Genomic DNA, 24,705 nt, shown 5'->3' on the forward strand with positions numbered 1-24,705 from the left:
ATCTGATGGCCCCTCCGATATTGCTTAACAACGTTGACCACCGCGACCTGCGTGTCGCGGTCGGTCATCACGCGCGCTTCGGCGATGCGATCAACCAGACGCGCGTCTTCCCGGCCGAGTTCGAGGAACTGCAGCGCGACTATGCGATCCTGCTGCGTCGCGACGAGCACGGCGTCCTCTTCGCAACGGTCCTGTTGGGGCTCGATCCGGACGAGAACCTGTTTCTCGACGGCGAGCGGTGGGACGCGCGGTATGTGCCGGCGGCACGGGCCCGCGGTCCGTTCTCGATTGGCGTGGACGCCAATGGCGAACCGATGATCCACGTCGACCCGGACCATCCGCGCATCGTCGGCAACGGCGAACCGGTGTTCCGCGAGCTCGGCGGTAACGCACCATTGCTCGATCACGTCTCGGCGATGCTGCAGCGAATCTATGTCGGTCTGGAGACCGAAAAGGCGATGTTCGAGGCGTTTGAGGTGGCCGGCCTGCTCGAACCCGCAACGCTGCAACTCGATCTTACCGATGGGCGGCGGTACGATATTCCTGAACGGTTCACCATCGATGCGGGGCGGCTTGCAGCTCTCGACGGCGATACCCTGGCACGGCTCCACCGCGACGACTTCTTGCGTCCTGCCTTTTGGATTGCCTCTTCGCTCGGCAACCTTCGACACCTGATCGATCGGAAGCTGCGGAATGAGCTTCATGGCTGAGAAATTGCACGTATCGCGACGGGTGCGCGAGATCGATCACTCCGGTGTTCTCGATCTTGAGGCGTTGATAGCAATCGACGAGCCGGTGATCCTGCGCGGGCTCGCCGCCGACTGGCCGCTGGTCCAGGCCGGACGCAGGTCGCCACAAGAGGCTGCCGCCTATTTGCGCGGGTTCGACGCTGGCCGTCCCGTCACTGGCTATGTCGGCGATCCCGCAATCAGGGGACGCTTTCATTATGACGAGACTGCGACTGCAATGAACTTCGCCGCCAAGCGGATCGCGCTGGGCGAATTCCTGGATCATGTGCTCGGTCATCTCGGCGACGCCGAGGCACCCGCTTATTATATCGGCTCCACCGATCTCGACACCTATCTCCCCGAGTTCCGCGCTGAGAACGACCTGATGCCGCACGGCAACGTGTTCGATCGCCACCCGCCGCTCGCCAGCATCTGGATTGGCAACCGCACAATCGCGTCCGCGCACCATGACATGTCGAACAACGCGGCGGTCTGCGCAGTCGGGCGACGACGCTTCACGCTGTTCCCACCGGACCAGGTCGCCAACCTCTATCCGGGCCCGCTCGCGCCGACTCCTGGAGGGCAGGTGGTGAGCATGGTGGATTTCGCCGCGCCCGATCTTGAGGCTTATCCACGCTTCGCGGCCGCGATTGCCGCCGGATCGGTCGCGGATCTGGAGGCAGGCGACGTCCTCGTCTATCCGGCTTTGTGGTGGCACCATGTCGAGGCACTCGACGACTTCAACGTGCTCGTGAACTATTGGTGGAACGCGGCGCCCGCCTTCATGGATACGCCGATGGACACGATGCTGCACGCTCTGCTCAGCCTGCGCGACCGGCCCGCGCAGGAGAAGCGCGCGTGGCGCGCGATGTTTGATCATTACGTGTTCGGCGATGCGGAGGCGGTTGCAGCGCATCTACCACCGCCTGCGCGCGGACCGCTCGCACCGCTCGACGAGCCCGGCGCACGTCAGTTGCGCGCCTACCTGCTGCACCGGCTGAACCGATGAGCGAGTTTTCCGAAGCACAGCGTACCCGCGTCGTCGTCGCGGGTGGTGGCACAGCGGGCTGGATCGCGGCTGCGGCAATTGTGCGCCAGCTCGGGCCCCTGGTCGATGTGACGCTCATCGAATCAGACGAGATCGGCACCGTCGGCGTCGGCGAATCCACCATACCGACCGCGCGCAGTTTCCACGCGTTTCTCGGCATCGACGAGGCGGCGTTCATGCGTGCCACGCAAGCCACCTTCAAGCTCGGCATCGCATTCGAGAACTGGCGCCAGGTCGGCGACCGCTATTTCCATCCGTTCGGCAGCGTCGGCAGGTCGGTGGCGATCGCCGATTTCCAGCATTTCTGGCTGGAGGCACGCGCACGCGGGTTCGGTGGCGCGTACGGCGACTATTCGCTCGAACAGCAGGCTGCCGGCGCGGGCCTCTTCGGTCACGACGAGCAGCATTCGCTGGCCTACGCCTATCACCTCGACGCGACCGCCTACGCGCGTTTCCTGCGCACGCTGGCCGAACCCTGGGGCGTCCGCCGCGTCGAGGGACGCATCGAGCGGGTCGAACGGGACGGCAAGGGGGGCGATATCGCCGCGCTCGTCCTGGCATCGGGTGAGCGGATCGCGGGCGATCTGTTCATAGATTGCACCGGCTTCCGCGCGCTTCTGACCGAAGGCGCGCTCGGGACTGGCTTTGAGGACTGGTCGGAGTGGCTTTCGACCGACCGGGCGCTTGCCGTGCAGACGGAGACGGTCGCCCCCCCCGTGCCGTACACGCGTGCGATCGCGCACGATGCCGGCTGGCGCTGGCAGATCCCGCTCCAGAAGCGAACCGGCAACGGCCTCGTCTATTCCAGCGCGCATATGAGCGACGACGAGGCGCACGCGACATTGATCGGTGCTCTGGATGGCCGTCCGCTGTTCGAGCCGCGACCGCTCCGTTTCCGCTCCGGGATGCGACGCCAGGCCTGGAACCGAAACTGTATCGCGCTGGGTTTGGCGGCGGGATTCATCGAGCCCCTCGAGTCGACCAGCATCCATCTGATCATGAACGCGGTGATCCGCCTGATACAGCTGTTCCCATTCCGGGGCGACGATCACGTCGCACTCGCGGCGCGCTTCAACGCGCAGTCCCGGCACGAGTGGGAGCATGTGCGCGACTTCATCATCCTCCATTACCACGTCACCCAACGTGACGATTCTCCGTTCTGGCGCGACTGCGCCCACATGACGATTCCTGATAGCCTCGCTGGGCGGATCGCACTCTTCACGAAGACCGCTGGCGCCTGGCAGGGACAGGACGACCTGTTCAGGATCGATTCCTGGGTCTCAGTCATGCTCGGGCAAGGCGTCGAGCCCCGCGCGCATCATCGCATCGCGCGCATCATTAAGGAACAGGAGTTGCAAACCTCCTTTGCAGATCTTTCCAGAGGAATAACGAGTACAATGCGGGCGCTACCGCGACATTGCGATTTCCTAGCGCAGTATTGCCTGGCTGACGGCTGATGCATCACGTAGGCACTGCTTTGGACGGATATTTTACAAGACGGGAATACTCTTATGTGTGGAGAAGGAGCCCACCAAAAAGAGTTTCTGGATCCACAAGGCACTGATATCCCTAAGCCATCCGCGCTGCTGTTTCCAAAGGCGGCGCTACACCTTCTCTGACGATGAACCGCCGTCCGAAGTTGGGAAGCGTAAATGGGCACCGGAGTGTCCGGAAGTGAGTCGGCGTCAATCGAAGTTCGAAGGTGCATGCCCGGAAGCCCGCGTGCGCATGTTCCTCGGCAATCCACTGCAAAAATCGACAGCGGCATCGCACCGGCTTCCTGTACATCATCGAAATGCCTCACTTCGAAGCGATTGCCGGCCATTGCCTTGGCCTTCTCCCGTACGCGCAGCCGGGCAGCATAGCCGATCTTGTAGCGGCACGCTTGCCCGGGTGAAACGCAATAGCGCTCGACCTCGCGCTGCGAGCACCCGAGGCGAAGCCGACCGTATCAGCGTGATTTCTCTGCCGCGATCCACTTCATCATCTCGGCCTCCATCGCTGGCAGGGGGACTGAGCCCATGTTGAGCAGGGCGTCGTGAAAGCGGCGCTGGTCGAAGCGGTCGCCCAATTCCCCCTCCGCCTTTGCGCGCAGCCCGCGCATCTTCATCTCCCCGAGCTTGTAGGCCAGTGCCTGCCCCGGCCAGCTGATGTATCGGTCGACCTCGATCTCGACGTCGAGCTTCGCGAGCGCTGTGTGTCCGGCGAGGTAGTCGATCGCCTGCTGCCGGCTCCACCCCATCGAATGGATGCCGGTGTCGATGACGAGGCGGGCGGCGCGCCACATCTCGAAGGTCTCGCGACCGAATTCCTCGTACGGCGTGCGGTACATGCCGAGCCTTGTGCCGAGCCATTCCGAATAGAGCCCCCAACCTTCGCCATAGCCCGAGAAATATGTCTGGCGGCGGAAGGCGGGGCGGCTGGGGGCTTCCAATGCCATTGCAGCTTGATGGCTGTGACCGGGGACACATTCGTGCAGCGTCAGCGCAACGATGCTGTACAGCGGGCGTGACTTCAGGTCGTAGGTATTCATGAGGCATGCGCTGAGCCCACCGCGACCCGAGGTGTAGACCGGCGCGATCGCGTCGGGCACCGGCTGGATGGTGAAGCGGTAACGGGGAAGGGTGGTGAAGACGTCCTTCAGCTGACCGTCCATCCGCTTCGCCACATAGGCCGAGAAGCCGAGCAGTTCGTCCGGGGTTCGGGCGTAGAATTGCGGGTCGCTGCGCAGGAAGGCGAGGAAGTCGGCGAAGCTGCCCTTGAAGCCGGTGGTGGCGATCGTCGTCTTCATGTCGGCGTCGATGCGCGAAACTTCCTTGAGGCCGATCTGATGGATCGCCTCCGGTGTGAGATCGAGGGTCGTGTATTCGCGGATCTGGCTTTTGTAGAACGACTCGCCGTCAGGCAGTGCAGAGGCGCTGACCGTCGTGCGCGTGCCGGGCAGGTAGGTGCCGCGGTAGAAGACGAGGAGCTTCGCATAGGCGGGGGCCGCGGCGGTATCGATCGCAGCCAGTCCCTCTGCCCGCATCGACGCCTGCTGGCTTGCCGAGATCGAAGCGGGCATTGCCGTGAACGGTTCGGCGAGCGGGTTGTCGGCGCCCGGCTTGGTGAAGGCGGCAATGGTCGCATCGCGCCCAGCGAGCGACACGCGTGGCGGCGTGAAGCCGCGCTTCAGTCCGGCGCGCATGTTGGCGATGTTCTGGTCGAACCAGCGCGGCACATCCTTGAGCCGGCCAATGTAGCGGCGATAGTCGTCGGCGTTCTCGAGCGGGGCATAGGGCTTCACTTCGCCCCAGAAGTAGGAATCGCTGTTGAGCGGCGCCTCGTAGGTGCGGAAGTCGATGTTCGCGACTTCGCCGCGGAGCGACTCCTTGAGGACGGCGGCGTTCAATCGCTCTTCGGAGGAAAGTTGCGTCGCGGGAATACGTGCGATGCGGTCGAGAACTGTGCTCCAGTAGGTGCGCCGGCGCGCCCAGTCAGCGGGGGCGACGGCGGGGAAATGATCATCGGACTTGCTGCGCAAGCCGTCCGCAATCTGCGCGAGCTCCTTCTGTCGCCATTCCCATTCAGCGTCGTAGATCGCCTTAAGCTGCGCATCCGCCGAGCTCGGCTGGGCCCAAGCCGTTGCTGGAGCAAGTGCAACAAGCACCGTCGCGGCCACATATTCAAACCTCATCGTGTCCCCATTTTCCGCTTGTTGCGGCAGTCGTACCTCCCTCAGTCGGCAAGGGAAAGCGCGCCGGATTTCCTTCGTCGGCCGCGTGAAATTCAACTGTGCCGTGTCCTCGTTGTCGCATCTTGCCAGCTGTGGATGAACGAACGGCTGAAGTTAGGAAGAGTGTATGACGGTCTGAACGTCCGCATTTGGGTCGTCGGGGCTGCTTCAGGGAGGCTTTGTGTTACCCTAGCGCTGATAGCCGCAAACAGTCGACGCCTATGACATGCTGTGTGCTTATAGGTTGGCCTGTTCCTCTCCGTTTAAGTTAGCATCGGGACCGTAATAGAGTTCAGCGCACGCTCTGCGCAGGCAGCCGCCCTCGATCTCGATATCGTCCCGATAGGCGTCCCCGATGAAGCCGAGGGTGTCGACGTGCTTTGCCTCGAAATACATCGGATGGACATCGTTGCGACCAGCACCGTAAACGACGCGGCCGACTTTCGACCAGATCGATGCCATCGTGCACAGGCCGCAGGGCTGGAGTGTCGAGTATAACGTTGCCCCGCGCAGCTCCAGTTCTCCGGTTTGCTCACAAGCCCGACGGATCGCCATCATCTCGGCATGAGCGGTTGCGTCAGGCAACTCCTTGGTCTGATTGCGTTCGGCGGCAATCACCTTCCCGTCTAGCACGATGACGCATCCAAGCGGGGAGGCTGAGGGGTCGGACCCTTTGGAGCGCGCGACGTCTATCGCCATTTGCATCCAGTGTTCGTCGGTATCGGTCTGCATTGCGTGTCCACCTAATTGCAGTTGCTGTTAGATTTGGCATGTCGATCCGGTTGCTGCGTCAGCTCTGAACCACCCTGACGGTCGCTTCTGTGGGATCGACCGGATCCATCACGAAAGCCCCGGCATCACGGTTCGCGACAAGCCATGCGACGTGTGCAGCAGTGATGCGCTGGCCCGGCACCAGTCGGGGGACGCCGGGCGGCGCGGGCGCGATCATCTCGGCTGCGATCCTTCCCTCAGCCGCCTCGTAGGCCACCATCTCGGCTAGGCCGTAGAGTGCCGCAGGCCCGGGCATCGCCATGTCGACGGACAGGGTGCCGATCCCGGGCACAGGCGAGATTGCCGGCAGGATGGAGGGATCGGAACCGAGCCGCTTCACGAGATCCTGCAAGCTACCGACGAGCTTGCGGAGATCGGACTTGGTTGTGCCCAGCGACAGAACGGCCAGGATATGCCGGGCGTCGGATAGCCCCATGCTGATCCGGTGATGCTTGTAGAGCCAATCGTCGATGGCATACCCCGACACGCCTAGCGCCGAGACGTCGATCAGTACCTTCGTGACGTCCAGATCGGCGTCTGCCGGCAAATCGTCGCGACCAAACACGCGTAGCGGCGCGATACCGGCAATCTTCTTCCGAAGCTTCTCCGCCAGCGCAATGATGCCGTTCCACATCTGCTCCCCGTTCAACGCGTGATCTCGGCGGGTCGCGTCAAGCGTTGCTAGGATCGGTACCGATGGGCTGGTGGTCTCGAACAGCTCATAGGCCATCCACAATCGCTGGCGATCGATCAGGTCGCCCTTGGCGACGATCACCGATCCCTGCGCGAGGGCCCCCATCGTCTTATGGGCGCTGTAGACGGCGGCATCCGCCCCCTTGGTAAGCGGATCGTCCGGAAGCCCCTCACAGAACGCGAAGGCACCGCCCCAGGCGGCATCGACGATGAGGGGGATGCCGTGATCGTGACAAACAGCAGCGAGCGACGCTATGTCACTCGTGACGCCGTAGTAGGTCGGGCTGACGACGATGAATGCCTTGGCAGTCGGATTGGCTGCTAGTGCGGCGCTAAGCGCTTGCGGCTCGACGCCATGCTCGATGTCCCATTCCCCGTCGATCTGGACCGGCACGATGGCGGCATCGAGCCCCGTCGCGAGCGCATAGGTACGCTCGGCCTTGTGGGCATTCGCCGCGATCAAAATGGTGTCACCGGGGCCGGCGACCGAGGCCATAACCGTGTGAAGACTCTGGGTGGATCCGCCGGTTACAAACCGGCAGAAGTCGGCATTCCAGGCCTCCGCCGCGATCTCGTGCGCACGTTGAAGGGCCAGCTTGCCTTCGGTACGGTCGTCGAGCCCCTTCGGCGTCAGCACGTCGGCTTGGAAAACGCGCTTGCCGAGCAGTGCCTTCATCCCGCCAGGAATGGCTGCACCCTGGTTGTGGCCCGGCGCTCCAAATCCGATGACCGGCCTCTTCTCGATCGCCACCAACGCATCGGCCAACGGCGCACTCTTCTGATCCATGCCGAACCCTCTCCTGATCGAGTGGGTGAAACGCACGGATACTGGAAAGCCCCTCCACGATGGTTGATCTTCTTTATCAAACAAGCAGTTATCCGTCGAAGGCGGACATCAATCAAACCTTCCGCCTAGCTGGCTAGGGCGGTCATCGATAGCAAAGCCCTTTTCCAACATTCCGTCACCAAGGGTACGAAAGAGGAAGAGCTATGAGGAACGAGATGCCGATCAACGTCAACGCGGCGAGTGCGGCGGAGTTGGACGCCATCCCGGCGCTAGCGGGGCACGGGTTCGAGATCGTCCGCTATCGTGAGGAACGTGGCGGGTTCAGTGACCTGAGACAACTTGATGAAGTACCCGGTCTTACCGGTAAGGCCGATGGGGCGACTGCTTCACTGACCGTCGGCGATTGCTGACTCAGGCGGGCGCCAGACTTTGGAACGCCGCGATAAGAGCCTGTTCGTTGATCGGTTTGTCGAGAACGATCATCGATGGCCGACTTACATGGCATGCTTCGCGCGTGCCGGTCACGAAGATCACGGGCATTGGCCCATGCTCCAAGATGATGGCTTCCACCGCGGCAGGGCCGGTACCGGCTGAGAGATTGACGTCGGACATGATGATAGAGGGAGGCCTTAATCTCGCAGCATCGATTGCCTCATCTTGCGAGGCAGCCTGATCAAAGGATGTGCCGCCAGCCCGCTCGATCAGCTGGATGATGTGATCGGCGATGAGGAAATCATCCTCGATGACGAGCACATGGCACATATGACAGATCCCGATAAGCTGAGCTCTTAACCAATATGGTCACGCAATGGGCCCGCCACGGGGTTAATAAATGTCAGACAAGGTCGAAAGCTTAGATCGGCGCTTCGATTGCGAAGCGAACACCTTCCGGCAGATATTGGATTTCCGCCTTGCCGCGGATGTGGCGTGACAGGACGCGCTCAATCATTCGCGTACCAAATCCAACACGTGTTGGCATGGCAACGATAGGTCCATCCTGCTCTGCCCAGGAGAAGGTAAGCCGGCGTTCCGTTGCATTGCCGTTCAGATCCCAGCGTATGCTCACCTGCCCCTCCGGTACCGAGAGCGCTCCATATTTAATCGCATTGGTCGCCAGCTCGTGCAGCGCCATCGACAACGCAAGTGTCACTTCCGGGGTCAGCCGTATCGTCGGGCCGACAGCGGAAAAACGTCGACCGTTGCTGTCCATGAACGGCGCCAGCACCCGCTCGACAATCTCACCGATTGCCGCGCCTTCGATCTCGTCCTTGAGCAGCAGTTCGTGCGCAGACGCGAGGCTAGCGATGCGGCCCGACACCGCTTCCCGAGCCTCAGCAAGGGACCCAGCATCGCGTAGCGTCTGACTGACAACGGCACTGACCGTCGCAAGTGTGTTCTTCACGCGGTGTGTCAGTTCATGGGCCAGAACCGAACGTTGCTCCTCGGCGAATTTGCGAGCTGAAACATTGCTCGAAAAGCCCGAAACCGCCAACGGCGTGCCATCCGCACGGCGCTGCAGCGAGCCTTGGGAATGGATCCAGCGTTGCTCGCCTTCAGGCGTCAATATGCGGTATTCGACGTTATACCGCGTGCCATGCTCGATAGCGCTGTTCAGCGAAGATCTGACGAGTTCGCGATCCTCTGGGTGCACGCAAGCCAACAAGCCTTCCGCCGATAATATCTCTCCGGCCGGCCTTCCAAAGTTCGTCAGGCAACTTGGCGAGTAGCTGAGCCGCCATTCTGGCAGGTCGATGGTCCAAGTGCCCAGTCCGCCAGCATCGAGCGCAAGTGCCAGGCGGGCCTCTCGTTCGGCTAGCGCAACTTCGCGCTTCGCAAGCTCGGCACTCAGCGTGTCGCGGTCGCGTTCCAACTGCAACAGCCCGTGCCGCTCGAGTGTGACATCGAGCTGAGATGCCACGAAGTAGCGTAGGCTGCCGGTCGCGTCATGCACGGGCGCGACCATGAGGCGGTTCCAGAACGGCGTGCCATCACGACGGTGATTCAGGAGGTCGATATCGATCGGCTTACGGAGAGCAATTGCGTCCTTCATGCGTTGGACGTCGGCCTGATCGGTCAACGGTCCCTGCATGAAACGGCAGTTCCGGCCAACGACCTCGACCGCCGAGAACCCCGTCAGAGCCTCGAACGCACGATTGACGTAAACCAGCGGGTTATCCGGTAGCGTTGGATCGCTGACGACCATCGGCGTAATGCAGTGATCGAACGCCGCAACGAAGGGGTCATGCTCGTTGAGGCGGGACGCAAATGCGTCGACAGCCTCGCGTACGACACCTGAGGCATCGTGCGGTCGAATAGGCGAAGGCGGGAGTGGCTGACGGTCCAAAGCAGGAACGTCCTAGCGGTAAGACGTTGATGGATCAACGTAATCGAATTTATGTAGAACTTCTGTCATCTGTCGTCCCACCTCGTGAGGCCATGCGATTGTCGGTTATCACCGGAAATCAGCGGCTAGTCTGGGACCACTCTGCGGCAAACGCGGGTGCTGCAATGAAGCTCGCCGGCTGCGGGGATACGGGCGGCGGATCGCAGACACCCTCTTCGATGTAGCGCATTGCAGACATCAGACCATTCCGGGAGAAGGGCTTGGGTATGACGCCATGGCCACCGGCAAAGTCGGCTGGGATCTTAAGTGGGTTTGCAGTGACGAAGACGACTATCGCGTCCGCCCATCGCTTCCGGATTAGTGCACAGACATCCAGGCCGCTGGTGCCTTTCGCAAGCTGTATGTCGACAAAAGCCAGGTCCGGATGGAGATCGCTTGCCAGGTCTTCAACTTCGTAGAGAGACGCGGCCTCGCCGACGACACGGTGACCGGCGTCTTCGATCATCGCTTCGATATCCATGGCCAAAAGAGCTTCGTCCTCGACGATCAGCACATTCAACGGCGGTTGGGCACGTACACTCATTAATCGTCCACCGGGAATGAGAGAGATACACGAACCCCGGGGGCGGCGTCGGACCACATGACGTCGGCCCTGACTTGCTTGGCGAGGCGGGAGATAAGCATCTTGCCAATGCCGTCCGGCTGAACGTCATTGCTGGCTAGCCCATGGCCATCATCGGTGATTTCGATCAGGGCATTATTGCCTTCCAGGGCGGTGCGGACAGAAATCGTACCGGCTCGCCCGTTGGCAAATGCATGCTTGATGGCGTTGGTCGCTATCTCGTTGAGGATTAACCCAAGCGATGCCGCCTTACTGGACGGCACCTCTATTTGCGAAATGTTCGAAACCAGCTTGATGTCGTCGCGTCGGCTGGCACCAACGACGTCGCCGATAAGATTTTCGGTAAACGCCCCGACATCGAACCGGGTGACATCGTCCGACTGATAAAGACGGCGATGCACCGTCGCCAGCGCATCGACCCGTTCGAGCATGGTCTCAAGTTTTGATGAAACAGCGGGGTCTGATATGCTACGCGCCTGCAAACGCAGGAGCGAACCGATCATCGTAAGGTTGTTCTTTACCCGGTGGTCGACTTCGTGAAGCAGCAGAGTTTTTGCATCTAACGCGGCCTCCAGGTCTGACGTGCGCGCCTCGACTTCCTGCTCGACCAATAACTTTTGCTTTGAAATGATAGTCTGCGCCTTGACGCGTTCAGTAACATCAAGCTGGGAGGCGAAGAAGAATACAACCTCACCGGCGTCGTTGCGTACAGGGCTCAGATACAACGCGTTCCAGAACGCAGATCCATCCTTTCGATAGTTTAGGAGGTCCACGGCAATGTCGGTCTGGGCGTCGATTGCCCGACGCACTTTAGCCACCTGCTCTCGATCGGTGTCGGGACCCTGCAGGAAGCGGCAGTTACGGCCAATGATTTCACTTCGGTCATAGCCCGACAGCGTTTGAAAGGCTTCGTTGCAGAAGACGATCGGGTTATCGGTCTGCGCGGGGTCCGTAATAACCATAGGCATTCGGGTAGCCCGAACAGCCGCGGCAAAAGGGTCCGCTCGTCCGTGCTCGTAATCGAGCGCTTCCGTCAGATGCCAATCGTCCCGCTGCTTCATCACGCCTCCGTGGAGCGTGCCGACCAGCCGAACTCCGTGCCGGGACTAAATCGTTTTGATCGTTTTCCGTTCCGCTGAGAGATCGAGTTCGTCACTCAGGCATGACCATTGGGCGGCATGGCTTGCGCGTACAAAGCCTCTTTGAGATCAAAAATCGGCGCCCCGTCTGCAGGCTGGAAGCTGAACGAATGGCAGACATGGGGAAAGCGGAAATGGCTCGTGAGTATCCGCCTGTGGGTCTGGTGGAAGCCGTAGAGTAGGGCGTGTTCGTCCAAACCTGGACGTTCATGCCGGCGATCCGGGCTCCCGATACAGCCATTCGTTCATTTGGATCGGTGAATGGGTCAAGCCCTATCCATCGGCACGATCCTCGAGCGAAGGTTTCAGCAACCACTATGAGGTAGGTGGCGTTCATGAACGCCGAAAACCGTGCCGTGACGCTCAAGGCATGCAGGCCGAAGCTTCTGCCGCAAGCTATTGTGCTCGTAGCATTTCTGCTTCCCTTTGCGCGCCTGGCTATAAGTTATGGCTATGCGCTGGTCAGAAAAGATCGCGTACAACTAGCCGATATTGCTATTCTCGCGATTTTTACACCTATCGCACTTCTCTTCGTGTGGCTTCAAGTGCGCACGCTTCGTCGTTTAGCTCGTCCTGATTGGCTAAGGGTGACCACCGGTGGCGTAGAACTGAACTTCCAGGGTACGAGGCTTTACCATTCTTGGTCGGCTTTGGGGGAGCCCGTATTGCGGCGTTTAAACGGTAAAAGCGCTGCGCGTTCGATAGTCATGCCGCAACGCAGCGGCGGCAAGCTAGTCATAGCGGCCGAGGACTATGCGCATGAGCCCAATGATATATTGGTAATTCTCAAACAGGCTAAGGCCGGTTTTGTAACAGAACCGGCCCAAAAGCCCTCGAACGCACTATATGCGTTTCTGGCAATTCCGGCTTCGTGCATCACGCTTGGCATTTCCATTATCGGCCTAGTGTGGATTGTTTTTAGATAACCGATCAACCACGACCTAGTTATCCAATCCATGGAGCCGGAAGCCGCCGGTCCGCTTTTCTCTCCGTTCGGGTCTCTGACTGTCGGTCTTCCTCCCCCGCAACTTCGGACCCTCGTCCAGAAACCACAGCGATACTCCCCCGCTTAGCAGCAACTGGCGGGACGATCGCTAGATCAGTGCAGAGCGGTATCGATGCTCATCCGGAACAACGGCGTATGGGTCGCTTTATACCGTCGTAACCGGGAGAGCTTCATGATCCGCCGTCACATTGCTGTACTGCTAGCCGGCGCATTCGTGCTTGCGCCCGTTGCCCCTCTCACTGCCCAGAACACGGGCCGCTCAATTTCGCCGACTGACAAGGCGCAGGGCACTCAGGCTCATCCGCAACTGCTCGCGCAGTTCGGCGGTGCGTACAAGGGGCCGCAGACGACATTCGTCGAACGCGTCGGCAAGCGTGTCGCGGTCCAGTCTGGCCTGTCGAATGCAGGCAGCGACTTTACCGTCACTCTGCTAGACTCCCCGGTCGAGAATGCCTTCGCCATCCCGGGCGGGTACATCTACGTCACCCGTCAGCTGCTCGCACTGATGACCTCGGAGGCGGAACTCGCCTCCGTGATGGGCCATGAGATAGGCCATGTTGCCGCCCGCCACGCCGCCTCGCGTAACACGCGTGCGACGATCGGCGGCCTCCTTGCTCGTGGCGTTAGCCTGGCTACGAAAAGCGATCTTGCGACCCGCCTCGCCGGCACGGGGGCGCAGTTGTACACGCTGAAGTACGGACGCGATCAGGAATATCAGGCGGACGCGCTTGGCGTCCGCTACATAACCGCTGCGGGCTACTCGCCCTATGCCTCGGCCGACATCCTGGCTGCGCTCGATGAGTCGACCGGACTGACGGCGCAGGCCAGCGGCACCGCACGGTCTGCGCCGACATGGGCATCGACGCATCCGAATGGAGCCGATCGTGTGCAGCGCGCAGAGGCACTGGCGAAGGCCACCGGCAAGCCGGAGATTGCGACCACCCAGGATACGGCGTTCCTCCGCATGCTCGATGGCCTGCCATATGGCGAGGGCAAGGAGGGTCGCAAGGTCATCCGGATCGTCACCGTTAGCGCAAGGGACACGATCGATACGTTGAGCCAGCGCATGGCGGTCGCCGACGGCAAGCGCGAACGCTTCATCGTCATCAACGGCGTTCCGGCTGACGAGCCGCTGAAGCCCGGGACGCTCGTCAAGCTGGTGGTCGCCGCATAACCGCGGATATGAGGATCGGCGAAGCTGCGATCGTGGATGACGTGCGACCTATGGGCCCTGTCAGGGACGCCGATCTTCGGATCATCACCAATAAAAAGGGTCATGTCGTGACGGTGATCCCGGGGCGACAGCGATGAGCGTTGCGGGCGCTGCAATCCTGTCGGAAATGGAGTCCGCCCTACGCCGTTTCATCCCCGATGAGGCAGCCGTCACGACCGAACTGCTGCTCCGCCTGAGGGACGCCCTGGAACCGGGCGACGAGCAATGGTTGGATCAATTCGACAGCCATGTCATGACGCTCGACGGCGCCAGTACCTATCAGCCGCAAGGCAACACGGAGCGACTTCCTTTCGACCACGCCCTGCAAGCTGCGTTGCTCGCGCTGCATGAGCTTGTTCGCCAACGGCGCGAGGGTGAGGTGACGAAGCCGCCTTCGAATACCGACGAAGGCAATTGTACCGACGTTGCCGGGCGGGGGCCGTCCGAACGTGACCGGCTCCTCTACGCTGTGCAGGACACCCTGTTCATACTTACCCAGACGGCTCGCGCACCTGCCCGTTTACTCAACGACGTCGAGGATCGTTCGGACTGGAAGGATCTGGTTCTATGGTTCGTCGAGGCGCTAATCGGGGAAGGTCTCGCGACGATCGAGGGTGGAGATCGTACGTCGACATCCCACCTCAAGCATCTTCGCGACCATCCATACGATCGGGGTGGCGATGATCAGGCATGGGAAACGCTGCTCGTGTCGCTCACCGGACTCGGTGTCCTGTTTACCGCCGAGATGCGGATCGTCACTCTGGGCCAGCCGCTCAGTACCTCATTTACCGCGAAAGCGGAGGGGTGGGGTATCGGTGAGTCGACGGCGCCGGCGCACCATGTCGATGCCGCGCCGTCCCACGGCACGTCGTCGGACGTTGCGGCTGCGATCGCGGATGGGCGGTGGACCATCAACACGCGAGTGCTTCTCGATGACGGCGGACAGTTGGTAGTCTTTCTGTCGGACAATGCGAACGACCCGACGGTATCGGCGATTGTCGGACGCGAGGTATTCCGCTGCGGCGTACGTGGCGCGCCTATGTGGCAGATCGCAGCTGAGGCCGGGACGACCGATTCTAGAACGCATCCTTTCGATCACGCGACCGTGACCAGCGAGCCTTTCGTCAGCGTGTTCGAGGCGGACGGAAACTATTACGCCAGCCGCTGGAACGGCGACACATTCGTGATTGATATGTCTAGCGGAAAGGCATCGTACTCGGGTTGGGCTCGGACGTGATGACGGTCGCGGTATATCTGGTGTGACTTTATAATCCGGCTTCTTGCGCGCTGATCGCGGCCGCGTCTCAAGAATACCTAAGCGACGTTGCCGCAACTGACGATTGTCGACCCTTGGTCGACAGATGCGACCAAATTGGACGTTGGCACGCTAAATTTCGGCGCGAACCAGAAAGCGCATGCCATCTTCTTGATGATACGGAACAGACCACGCCGCCTTGATTTGAGGTCTGGTTGCGCGTTGCGACGTTCCCTGATCGGACTCCCCGTTTTCTCGCCCGAATCCGCCAAAAAGATTGTTCAGCGTACTGAGTGCGGCCGTACGAACGAGATGAACGAATGGCCGAAGTTGGAAACATGAAAAGTGGTCGCTAATGGCCGAAACTGGGTCAGGTGATCTGCGATTGTGAATGGTAGCGGCCGACGTCTTGTCCGATGCTCGAGGGGGACAAAGCGCTGAACTACGCACCATTCGATATGGGCGTACGGGACACGAGCTAGCCGATCACATACCGGTAATAACTTGCAGGTCAGCCGCATCTGCCATCGCTTTGTAGCCAGCGTCGTTGGGGTGCAGCTTGTCACCGTCGTTGAACACAGAGGCGATGGCTAGGGGATCGGTCTTGTCAGCGACCGACGACGCAAAATCGATTACGCCATCGAAGGCCCCTGAACTTCGGATCCAATTGTTAAGCGCCTGTCGCACCGCCTCGCCTTGTTCGCTGGCATAACCAGCGTTCTTGTACGGAGTGAGCGTAGCGCCAATTACGCGGATACCCTGCTCATGCGCCCGCTCGATGATCTGTTTGTCCGCCGCGATCAGGGCGTCCGCCGTTACAGGATCGCTTGCTCCGCGGGGGCTGAAGCTGCGTCCAATATCGTTGATTCCCTCGAGCAAGATGACGGCCTTCACGCCAGGCACGCTCAGCACGTCGCGGTCGAACCGCGCGAGTGCATTAGGACCTGCACCATAGCCGAGCAGGCGATTGCCGCCGATCCCCGCATTCAACACCGCCCAGCGTTGTCGGCCCGGCCGCGCCGCCAATCGCTCGGCTAGTCGATCGGTCCAGCCGCGGAAGGCATTGTTGGTTGAGCCATAGCCTTCAGTGATCGAGTCACCGAGTGCAACGACTACACTCGTCGGCTGAGTAGGTGCGACCTCGACTTGCGTGAGGATGACCGGTGCGTTCACCAAGCGGACCTTAGACAAGACCGGCATCGCGCCGCTGTCGCCGCTCGGGCCGGCGACATACTGCCACAGCGCTCGCACGTTACGAACCGGCAGCCGACCCGGCGCGTACAGCGATATTGCCAGCCTATCGAGCGCCTTCACGGGGAGCATGATGGGATCACTCAGCAACGGCGCTCCTGCCGGGATGTTGGTGCCAGGCAGACCGGCGAAGGTGACGATGTGATCGGTGCCGGGCAGAACCGATCCGTCCGGCCCCGCAAGGCCGACGTGCATCGCTCCAATCGCAAGCACGTCCACGCCGCCTTCGTTCGACAACCGCAGCCGAACTGCGCTTCCTGCGACGGAGACGCGGACCACCTGCCGGATGGTCGCGTTGACGAGATCGCCAGTGCCGGTGTCGACCGGCACCTCGCCCGGGTTCTCAAGCAGCCGAGGCGGGGTGGGCGGGCTGGCCGGTGCCGAAGCAGGCCCAAGTGGGACGACCGTTCCGGCGGGAGGCGTGAAAGGGGCCGGCTGCTGACCGGGCGGTGGTGGCGAGACGACATACCCCCACGCTGCAACCCACGTGCGATCCGAGGCGGCCCGAGCAGCCGTAGGGCGCGGTGGCGCGCCTGCGGCCGGGACCGACATCGCAGCCATGGCACAAAGCAAGGTCAAACCAGATCGCGTCATCTTAGACTACCCCATTCGCTTAATTAACGCAGGATCGGCAGCGTGCAGCCAGTAAACTCCGCGACACTTCACCGCTTACGCTTGAGCTGCGGGCCAGACACCCCGGCTTCGGTCTGAACGACCGGTTTCATCGTGCCATCCGGATTATAATAGAGACGTTCTACGGTAACTGCGCGACGTCCAAGCGCGCCCTTCTGAGCGCCGATCGTCAGCGCAGCATTGTGCAGGAACAGATACCAGCTGCCTTTGAACTCGGCGATACCGGGATGGATGGTGAAGCTGCTCTTCGCCGGTCCGGTCAGCTCGCCACGGAACGTCCACGGGCCGGTGATTGCCGGCGCCGTTGCGTAGGACACGTGTTCGTCCCCGGGTTTGGCCCCCAGCTTTGCCGCTGGGTCCATGGAGGCATAGGTGAGGTAGTAGAGGTTACCGCGTCGGTGCAGCCACGGGCCTTCTACGTAGAAGGGCGGGGTAATCTCCCGGATCGGTCCGTCGAGCTCGATCATGTTCGGCTTAAGTTTGGCGATATAGCATTCGCGGTTGCCCCACGCGATCCAGGTCGTGCCGTCGGTGTCGGTCAGCACGGTGGGATCGATGTCTTCCCAGCTATGCTGGCCCTTGGGCGTCATCTCGTTCGTGATCAGCGCCGAGCCGCGCGCGTCCTTGAAGGGGCCGGTCGGCGTGTCCGACACCGCAACACCAATGGCTTTGCCAGGGTGGGTATCGTCATGCTCGGCGGGTACGTACAGATAGAATTTCCCGTTCTTGGCGATGGCCTGCGGTGCCCACGCGTCCTTTTTTGCCCATTTAAGGTCACTGATCTTCAGGATCGAAGGATGAGGGCTCCAATGCTTCATGTCCGTCGTCGAGTAGACCAGCCACTCGCTCATATTGAACATCTCGCCGTCCTTGGCCTCGTCGTGATCGACGTAAAGGTAAAGCGTGTTGCCCACAACGAGGGGTGCCGGATCGGCGATGAAGGTATCGCGGATGATCGGATTGGAGCCGGGAGCGTCGGTCGCCACGGCCGGGATTGCAGCCAACGCGGGACCAAGCGTTAGCGCTATCATGCCGAGCCAATGTTTCACCATCATCTCCCTATCTTTGTCGTAAGCGTACTTCCGCGACCGGCGTCGTCAATGCCCCCGTGTCGACACGAACGATTACTTGCCGGATATCAAGCCGGTCCCCTAACCTGAACACGCGTTCGGTTTGTGGAAGCGGCGATGACGCCGTGAATGTCGGAGTGTGGGGCTGTCCGAAAGCCGTTGGCCTGAAGAACGTGCGCCCTCATTGTGCGATCCTCTTGGCTGAGCGCTTGCCTGAGATCCGTTGTTCGTTCAGCTTCCTCACTATGCGGCCTAAGAATTTTGTCATGATCCTTAGCGAGTAGCACTGATGCGAAGTGAAATTTGGGTCTTACTAGTCTGGCTTGCGCCATGCGTGCCTGTAGCGCTGTTCGGCTGGTGGCGAGCTAGCATAGTGCGAACTTTAGCCGCAGAAGCATGGACCGTTATTGCCTCGGCTGTCACTCTAGTGCTTGTGGGCTTCAGCGTCATCGGCGACTGTGCCGAAGATGTAATCGGCCCTGTACCGGGCAACCCTTGTCACGCAGCTAAAAGTCAAGGGATGATGCTTAGCCTAGCGTTCGGATTTGCCATCTTGGTTGCTGGAAATTGGCTGATCTTCCGTGGATCTCGCAAGTAGGTGGTCCACGCAGACCTGCTCCACCCGGCATGACCACTGAAAGCAGTAGCACTGCTTACCTTTACATTCCGGACGTTCCCAATTGTATGGTTTGTGGAACTGTCGTGAGCAACTAGGATGCGCTGACGCAGTTCTGCGACGACCGCATTCGGCGCATCTATCCCGTACGGTATTCGAGAAACCACTTCTTCTATCCAATCGAATGGGAGGGACTTGTGATGATCGCCAAAAGACGTCCGCTAGCATTTGCAGCGTCCGCGCTATGTGTTCTACTGGTGGGGCCCGTCCGGGCAGGCCATGCCCCCGCATCGACAAGCGCTTCACAGTCGGTTTGGATCAAATCCGAACTTGGCGTTGTTCTGGCCGGTGAGCTGTTTATTCCTCCCGCCGCCAAGGCGCCTGCTCCTGCGGTATTGTTACTGGGTGGGGGTGGTGCATCGCCACACGGTATCTATCCGCTGTTGGAGGCGAAGTTCCACGCGAAGGGCATTGCTACGCTTAGCTTCGATAAACGTGGCGTTGGAAAATCCACCGGCACTTTCATTGATGCGATGGAGCCAATGACGCGTGATGCGCGTGCAGCTCTCGCCTATCTCAAATCCCGGCACGACATCATCAATACGAACCGCATTGCCATCTTGGGTTTGAGCCAGGGAGGGGTCATTGCCCCCGCTTTGGCGGCCGACGATCCAGCCGTCGCTGCTATCGTCATGCTCGCAGCTCCGGCTGGGCAGCGAGGTGTGATGTTTCTTGACGCCATGCGCGTCAAAATGACCGCGGCCGGGATGGAGGCCAAAGCAACCGAACGCGTCATCCGCGCGACCGGAAGATATCTCGACGCGCTGACAAACGGAGGGTCGCAGGAAATGATCGCGGCTGATCGTGCGGGGGTGGTCCGGGCGTTCGTTGCTGGCGGATGGAAGCAAACTTTGGCTGAAGGCGCGGTGAAGACCTTGTCGGAGCCTGCGACGACATCGCTGTACACCGTTGCCGCCTCAGATGTCCTTTCGCGAGTTCGTGCGCCGGTACTCGCGATTTACGCGGCTGATGACACGGTCGTTTCCAGTGCACTCAGCATACCGGAAGCGCGACGTGCGCTGATCAAAAACGGCGATGCTAAAATCGTCGAGATGCCTGACGTCGAACATGGTTTCAAACCCTTGGTGTCCACGACAGAAGGCAAAAAGGACTACCAAGGATGGCCCATTTCCGATCCTGCCACCTTAAGCCTAATCGATGGGTGGCTTCCTCGACATCTGCTCCCCGCGGTAAAATGACCGCGCACCATGCGCCTCGTCGGCAATGTCTCCGACAGGAAGGCCCAGCGAGTCCGAGATTTGAACGCTATCAACTGTTATCACCAGCCCTAGGTTTCGAGGACGGGTCCGCATCCTCGATCGACCATCCCTCGCGAGATAGTCGGATCGGACAAAACGCCCGATCGATTATTCATTGGGCTTCGGTGTCCAAACTTCGGCCATTTGTTCATTTCGCTTTTTGATGGCCGACCGCGACCAAGTTCAGCCATTTAAACGGGTCAAATTGGTCGATTCACGTCGTTACCGCATCTCGCGAAGCTGGGCGCTGCGTGACATACGGTCCACAGATCCCCTGGCTGACTGCTAGGAGGCACTTACCAAAGTCGAAAAGGTGGATACGGGTCGATACTACCTACTGGGCGATTGACAGATAACTCTACTTAGGTTGAGTAGGAACATGGGCCGTAATCGTCGACCATCGAAGCAAATGCTGCTCTTGTTGGAGGCGCTGTCGGCGCACACGCAACTGTGGCGCCACGGCTACGATCTAATGAAAGAAACAGGGCTTCTGTCTGGAACGCTGTACCCGCTACTGATCCGCATGACCGACCAGGGGCTCGTCGAGGCCGAGTGGCGGGAGCCGGAACACCCTGGCCGTCCTGCTCGCCATGCGTACCGTTTAACGAATGCCGGCGTGGCATTTGCGCGGACGGCGACACCTGCCGGTCCGGTCACCTTCACCAAGGGCTCCTTCGCATGACATTAGCAGTGTCGCGGGCTTTGCTGTCATTGGCCAGTCGGTCTCTCGGCTCGGATCGCCGAACGTGGGCGATGGCCATGGAAGCGGAGTTCGAAGCCGCGGTCGACGATCGGCGTCCATTCCTGTTCGCTCTCGGTTGCCTGTTCGCAGCATGGCGCGAAATCGGGAAGCACAGCGAAGGGCGACTGATTGTTGCGACCTACGCGCTCGCCTTGGGAGTACTCATCCCGATGGCAGCTCTGCAGTTCCAGCAGGCGGTCGGCTTCCTGTCCTCGGCGGACGGTCCGCCTTTCGGCGACCCAAGCGCCAGCGACGGGCCGAACCTGTATTTGATCTGGTCCCAGAACAGCGCCATCCCGGTCTTGCTGATCACGTGGCTTCTGCTTGGCATGGCGCACCTTTGCCTTGCGTGGATGCTCGTGGAGGGGGACTGGCCGCGCATCGTGAAGTGCGGCACGCTGATAGCGGCGGCAATGATCACGCTCTCGCTGTTCATGGGCGTCTTGATGCTCGATTTGTCGTCATTGAGGGCGCAAGTCGCGGAGCTGGCGATCGAGTTTGTGGCGGTGGTATCCATGTCGCAGTGGCACATTCGAGTTCTTGCAGGTGCTTCGCGCGATTGGCCTACTCGGTAGCTTGTAGGCAGCCTTTACGATCCATGCGACTGGCTGGACCTTCGCGGACCTACTTGACTCTTAAATCTACATATGTTGTTCTGTGGCTAACGCGAGGGTGGCGAGGTTCGACGCTGAGGGTCGATGAAACGCAGAAGCCGTGTACGCGCTGAGAGGAACAGCGTCCGACGTGCGAAAGGGAGCGACGATGCGACGTGGGATTAGTATAGGCGGCGTTGCAGCCGGCACTGTCTTACTCATCGCTTTATTTGTCTTCCTCCGTAAGCCTGTCGTTGATGCCAGCGCGAACGGCCTGTTCGCAAATGACTTCTGCGGCACGATAAAGCTTACCGACGGCGAGATGCTGCTCAACGATCAGCAAACCATATCCTACATTGTCGGTAGAGATGCAGATGGGCCGTACATCTTGCCGCGCTTTGATGTTGGCGTCGTATCCGATCAAGGGCTCGACGTGGACGGAACGCGCTCGGTGCGGAAGCTACGGCTCGACAGGCTACCTTCAGCGACAAAGCTTACGCTTCATGAGGGTTTGACGCCCTACGTCTTTAAAAGGCTGACGCCACACCTTCGCAAATAATCTCGAAGGATCTGTAAATCAGTTCGAATGAATTGGCCCGCGCCAGCTTCGCCTTGCCACTAAATCTATATATGTTTTTATAGCGGGGGGGGGAAGGCTGCAGAATGCCACGAGCGGTTGTTCGGCAGCGAACGGTGGGAAGATTTTGGCACAGCATACCTGCCGTGCTGCACGGTGAGGAGATGGAGCAATAATGAAAGCCATGACCAATACGTTCCGGGGGTCCCCCATACGGCTATTAACGGCCCTTCTCCCGCTTCTCGCGACAGGCATCGCCGGCCGCGTAGAGGCGCAATCACAGGCAAAGGTCGGCAAACCGTCGCCGAACCGTGCTGGCATGGCCGTACCCGGGCCGATCGCCACCGAGGTTCGCATTTCATCCGAGCCGGGTGTTACTCTTGCGGGAACGCTTTACCTGCCGGCAGGCCACGGTAAGGGTCCTTATCCCTTGGCCGTGATGATTCAGGGGAGTGGACCCAATAAACGTGGTGGCTTTGCCGAGCTAATCAAACAACTGTCCGCCGACGGCATCGCTGCTCTAGAATATGACAAGCGCGGGGTCGGGCAGTCGACCGGCACCTATGAGGAGGATCCCGAGCGGCTAACCGCGGACGCTGCCGCCGCTATTGCGACGATGCGCCATCGCTCGGATATCGCCGGCAGCCGCATTGCGTTGGTCGGCCATAGCGGGGGCGGTGTAATCGCGCCTGCGGCAGCGGCTGCCGATCCCGACATTGCCGCCGTGGTGACGCTGGCGGGCAATGTTGGCGACGGGCTGCCTTACGTCAGGAAGGGGCTTTACAGGCAGATGATGAAGATGGTTGTTGGCGGCCGTGACACCCTCGTCGGTCCGGCGGCGGATGCGACTATGACTTTGCTCCAGGCTCGCGTGGACAGCAGAGATGCGGCAACGATCTCACGCCTTCGTGCAAACGCTGTCGACCGGTTCGAGGCAGCGGGATTCCCACGACCACAGGCGGAACAAGCGCTCGCGATGATCGACGTTCCAGATGCCTGGAAAGGAAGCAAATTACGCTCGGCCTCCGATCTCAAGGCCCTGCACATACCCGTTCTAGCGGTCTACGGGACCAAGGATACGGTGGTGGATGACGCATCCGCAGCACGTGCCGCCTTGGCGAGCAACCCTCACGCTCGAGTTGTGATGCTGGACGGGCTCGGCCACTCGTTCCAGGAAGGCGCAGTCACTGGCGCGTCGGATGAGGCGTCGAAGTTGGGCCCGTACCTCGGATCGCCTCGCCTTGTGGCAATCGTTGGCGACTGGCTTCGAAACACGCTGTCGTCGAAAATTGGCAGGGGGATGGGACAAGTGCGGTAACGTACATTTTCGCCGCTCGACGACTAATTAATCCGCTGCTGCTTCTGGGCGTCGGTTCTTAAACTCTAACCGGCGTTTGACGGCGCTAAGTCGCCGTCCGCTCCGCATGCACGATCATCGGCCCTGCGCCTGTTCCAACTGCAGAAGCAGGCATTCCGCACTTCTCTCCCATTACGACATTCGCGCGCGGATAACTGGGCTTCGAAATCGATCGTTCTTAAATATGAACCAACGTCCGAAGTTGGGAAACGAGGGAAAGGGCTTGAGCGTCCGGAGGTGGGTCTCTGCCGTAGTTGAGACGCTGCGCGACAATTGATGATCGGCGACTAAGAGCCCGCTTTTGTTACCGGGCGCGGTCTCGCTGTCCATCATCACCGCAGCTTTATCCACTCAATGAAGGTCCGCATGGCGGCAGGCAGGTGGCGTCTGCTGGGGTAGTAAAGTTGGAAGCCCGGGAAAGGCTTGCACCAGTTCATCAACACGCGTTGAAGCGATCCGTCTGCAATATGCTTCTCGACCCTGCTTTCGACTAAAAGTGCGATGCCGCAACCCCGCAAGGCGCCGTCGAGCAGGAGGTCGGTATCGTTTGCGGTCATGACGCTGTCGACAATCACGTCCACTGGCCCCTTGGGGCCATCGAAGTGCCAAGGATGCAGGGCACCGGTTTCGTACCAACGGTACGTTAGGCAGGCGTGACCGTTTAGCTCGGTGGGCGACTGCGGTGGCGGCCGCTCAGCAAAATAGACCGGCGACGCCACGACAGCCATGCGGAGGTCCGGGGTGAGGGGCACCGAGATCATGTCCTGCTGAACGATCGAGCCCGACCGGATCCCGAAATCGAAGCCTCTCCCAATCACATCAATGATGCTATCGTCGATCACGAGATCGAGCCGGATGTCGGGATAGGCGGCGCGAAAGGCCGCCAGTTTTGGCATGACGATCAATTGTGCCGCAATTCGCGGCATGTTGATCCGCACGAGTCCGCGTGGATGCTGCTGAAAAGCGCCGACATCACGCACCGCATCTTCGACCTCGGCGACCGACGGTTTTAGACGCTCCAACAAGGCTTGCCCCGCCTCGGTTGGCGCGACACTGCGGGTCGTACGGTGGAGGAGACGGGCGCCCAGACGCTGCTCGAGCGATCGCATGCTGTGACTTAGCGCCGAGGGCGAAATGTTCAGCCTCAGGGCAGCACCTCGAAAACTTCGCTCATCCGCGATGGCCATGAAGGCCATCAGTTCAGCAAACTCTGCGCCACGCATACT

22 protein-coding genes and 1 pseudogene are annotated in these 24,705 nt (G+C 60.5%); 12 read left to right on the top strand and 11 right to left on the bottom strand.

All coding sequences use genetic code 11. The features are described from left to right. The first annotated feature begins 5 nt into the window (after positions 1-5). The 3 genes from C8J42_RS18665 to C8J42_RS18675 are packed head-to-tail and all read left to right on the top strand — an operon-like array spanning position 6 to position 3,233. On the top strand, positions 6-710 hold the full coding sequence (locus C8J42_RS18665) for a SapC family protein (RefSeq protein WP_133021330.1): 705 nt from the start codon (positions 6-8) through the stop codon (positions 708-710). Then, the gene (locus C8J42_RS18670; protein ID WP_133021331.1) at positions 703-1,737 is read left to right on the top strand and encodes a cupin-like domain-containing protein; all 1,035 of its coding nucleotides are present in this window, start codon (positions 703-705) and stop codon (positions 1,735-1,737) included. Before C8J42_RS18665 ends, C8J42_RS18670 begins: the two co-directional genes overlap by 8 nt. Next, positions 1,734-3,233 (top strand): tryptophan halogenase family protein, encoded by a 1,500-nt coding sequence (locus tag C8J42_RS18675; protein WP_133021332.1) that lies wholly within the window; start codon positions 1,734-1,736, stop codon positions 3,231-3,233. The genes C8J42_RS18670 and C8J42_RS18675 overlap by 4 nt, the downstream gene beginning before the upstream one ends. 356 nt (positions 3,234-3,589) lie before the next feature. Here C8J42_RS18675 and C8J42_RS20570 read toward each other — a convergent pair. The 4 genes and pseudogenes from C8J42_RS20570 to C8J42_RS18695 all read right to left on the bottom strand — a co-directional run. After that, positions 3,590-3,646 (bottom strand): annotated as a pseudogene (locus tag C8J42_RS20570) (hypothetical protein); the annotation flags it as partial. An 81-nt stretch (positions 3,647-3,727) separates the two neighbouring features. Beyond that, a complete protein-coding gene (locus tag C8J42_RS18685; protein ID WP_133021333.1) occupies positions 3,728-5,452 on the bottom strand; it encodes a DUF885 family protein in 1,725 nt (574 codons plus the stop codon). 276 nt (positions 5,453-5,728) lie between these two features. After that, complete coding sequence (locus tag C8J42_RS18690; RefSeq protein ID WP_133021334.1) at positions 5,729-6,223, bottom strand: nucleoside deaminase; 495 nt, start codon at positions 6,221-6,223, stop codon at positions 5,729-5,731. Positions 6,224-6,281: 58 nt separating this feature from the next. Then, positions 6,282-7,742, bottom strand: coding sequence for an aminotransferase class V-fold PLP-dependent enzyme (locus C8J42_RS18695; RefSeq protein WP_133021335.1), 1,461 nt, complete (start codon positions 7,740-7,742; stop codon positions 6,282-6,284). Positions 7,743-7,945: 203 nt separating this feature from the next. Between C8J42_RS18695 and C8J42_RS18700 the strand changes: the two genes are divergently transcribed. Next, positions 7,946-8,152 (top strand): helix-hairpin-helix domain-containing protein, encoded by a 207-nt coding sequence (locus tag C8J42_RS18700; protein WP_243644613.1) that lies wholly within the window; start codon positions 7,946-7,948, stop codon positions 8,150-8,152. 1 nt (position 8,153) lies between these two features. Here C8J42_RS18700 and C8J42_RS18705 read toward each other — a convergent pair whose 3' ends face one another. From C8J42_RS18705 to C8J42_RS18720, 4 genes are all read right to left on the bottom strand, one after another. Beyond that, the gene (locus tag C8J42_RS18705; RefSeq protein WP_133021336.1) at positions 8,154-8,504 is read right to left on the bottom strand and encodes a response regulator; all 351 of its coding nucleotides are present in this window, start codon (positions 8,502-8,504) and stop codon (positions 8,154-8,156) included. 91 nt (positions 8,505-8,595) lie between these two features. Next, complete coding sequence (locus C8J42_RS18710) at positions 8,596-10,086, bottom strand: PAS domain-containing protein (RefSeq protein WP_133021337.1); 1,491 nt, start codon at positions 10,084-10,086, stop codon at positions 8,596-8,598. Between the two features lie 118 nt (positions 10,087-10,204). After that, entirely contained in the window at positions 10,205-10,669 is a 465-nt protein-coding gene (locus tag C8J42_RS18715) for a response regulator (protein ID WP_120298915.1), read from the bottom strand. Then, positions 10,669-11,769: a histidine kinase dimerization/phosphoacceptor domain -containing protein gene (locus C8J42_RS18720; protein ID WP_133021338.1), complete on the bottom strand. Its 1,101-nt coding sequence runs from the start codon at positions 11,767-11,769 to the stop codon at positions 10,669-10,671. Before C8J42_RS18720 ends, C8J42_RS18715 begins: the two co-directional genes overlap by 1 nt. Positions 11,770-12,182: 413 nt before the next feature. Between C8J42_RS18720 and C8J42_RS18725 the strand changes: the two genes are divergently transcribed. The 3 genes from C8J42_RS18725 to C8J42_RS18735 all read left to right on the top strand — a co-directional run bounded on the left by C8J42_RS18725 (position 12,183) and on the right by C8J42_RS18735 (position 15,303). After that, entirely contained in the window at positions 12,183-12,773 is a 591-nt protein-coding gene (locus C8J42_RS18725; protein WP_133021339.1) for a hypothetical protein, read from the top strand. Between the two features lie 252 nt (positions 12,774-13,025). Beyond that, the gene (locus tag C8J42_RS18730; protein WP_133021340.1) at positions 13,026-14,027 is read left to right on the top strand and encodes a M48 family metalloprotease; all 1,002 of its coding nucleotides are present in this window, start codon (positions 13,026-13,028) and stop codon (positions 14,025-14,027) included. Positions 14,028-14,160: 133 nt separating this feature from the next. After that, positions 14,161-15,303, top strand: coding sequence for a hypothetical protein (locus C8J42_RS18735; RefSeq protein WP_133021341.1), 1,143 nt, complete (start codon positions 14,161-14,163; stop codon positions 15,301-15,303). Positions 15,304-15,807: 504 nt separating this feature from the next. Here the strand turns inward: C8J42_RS18735 and C8J42_RS18740 are convergent. Together C8J42_RS18740 and C8J42_RS18745 are read right to left on the bottom strand one after the other, a co-directional pair. Next, positions 15,808-16,902 (bottom strand): SGNH/GDSL hydrolase family protein, encoded by a 1,095-nt coding sequence (locus tag C8J42_RS18740; protein ID WP_133021342.1) that lies wholly within the window; start codon positions 16,900-16,902, stop codon positions 15,808-15,810. Positions 16,903-17,234: 332 nt separating this feature from the next. Further along, on the bottom strand, positions 17,235-18,257 hold the full coding sequence (locus C8J42_RS18745; protein ID WP_243644615.1) for a glycoside hydrolase family 43 protein: 1,023 nt from the start codon (positions 18,255-18,257) through the stop codon (positions 17,235-17,237). A gap of 834 nt (positions 18,258-19,091) precedes the next feature. Between C8J42_RS18745 and C8J42_RS18750 the strand changes: the two genes are divergently transcribed. From C8J42_RS18750 to C8J42_RS18770, 5 genes are all read left to right on the top strand, one after another. Beyond that, the gene (locus tag C8J42_RS18750) at positions 19,092-20,150 is read left to right on the top strand and encodes an alpha/beta fold hydrolase (protein WP_243644616.1); all 1,059 of its coding nucleotides are present in this window, start codon (positions 19,092-19,094) and stop codon (positions 20,148-20,150) included. Positions 20,151-20,619: 469 nt separating this feature from the next. Next, the gene (locus tag C8J42_RS18755) at positions 20,620-20,892 is read left to right on the top strand and encodes a PadR family transcriptional regulator (protein ID WP_082452849.1); all 273 of its coding nucleotides are present in this window, start codon (positions 20,620-20,622) and stop codon (positions 20,890-20,892) included. 71 nt (positions 20,893-20,963) lie between these two features. After that, a complete protein-coding gene (locus tag C8J42_RS18760; protein ID WP_165895564.1) occupies positions 20,964-21,527 on the top strand; it encodes a hypothetical protein in 564 nt (187 codons plus the stop codon). Between the two features lie 187 nt (positions 21,528-21,714). Beyond that, positions 21,715-22,104, top strand: coding sequence for a hypothetical protein (locus C8J42_RS18765; RefSeq protein WP_133021346.1), 390 nt, complete (start codon positions 21,715-21,717; stop codon positions 22,102-22,104). Positions 22,105-22,297: 193 nt separating this feature from the next. Then, on the top strand, positions 22,298-23,440 hold the full coding sequence (locus tag C8J42_RS18770) for an alpha/beta hydrolase (protein ID WP_133021347.1): 1,143 nt from the start codon (positions 22,298-22,300) through the stop codon (positions 23,438-23,440). A gap of 371 nt (positions 23,441-23,811) precedes the next feature. On the opposite strand, the gene C8J42_RS18775 is transcribed toward C8J42_RS18770, so the two are convergent. Further along, positions 23,812-24,705: LysR family transcriptional regulator (locus C8J42_RS18775; protein ID WP_207897182.1), on the bottom strand; the 894-nt coding region annotated here is incomplete at its 5' end.

The organism is Sphingomonas sp. PP-CE-1A-559 (assembly GCF_004340965.1).
In the GTDB taxonomy this organism is placed as follows: Bacteria; Pseudomonadota; Alphaproteobacteria; order Sphingomonadales; family Sphingomonadaceae; genus Sphingomonas.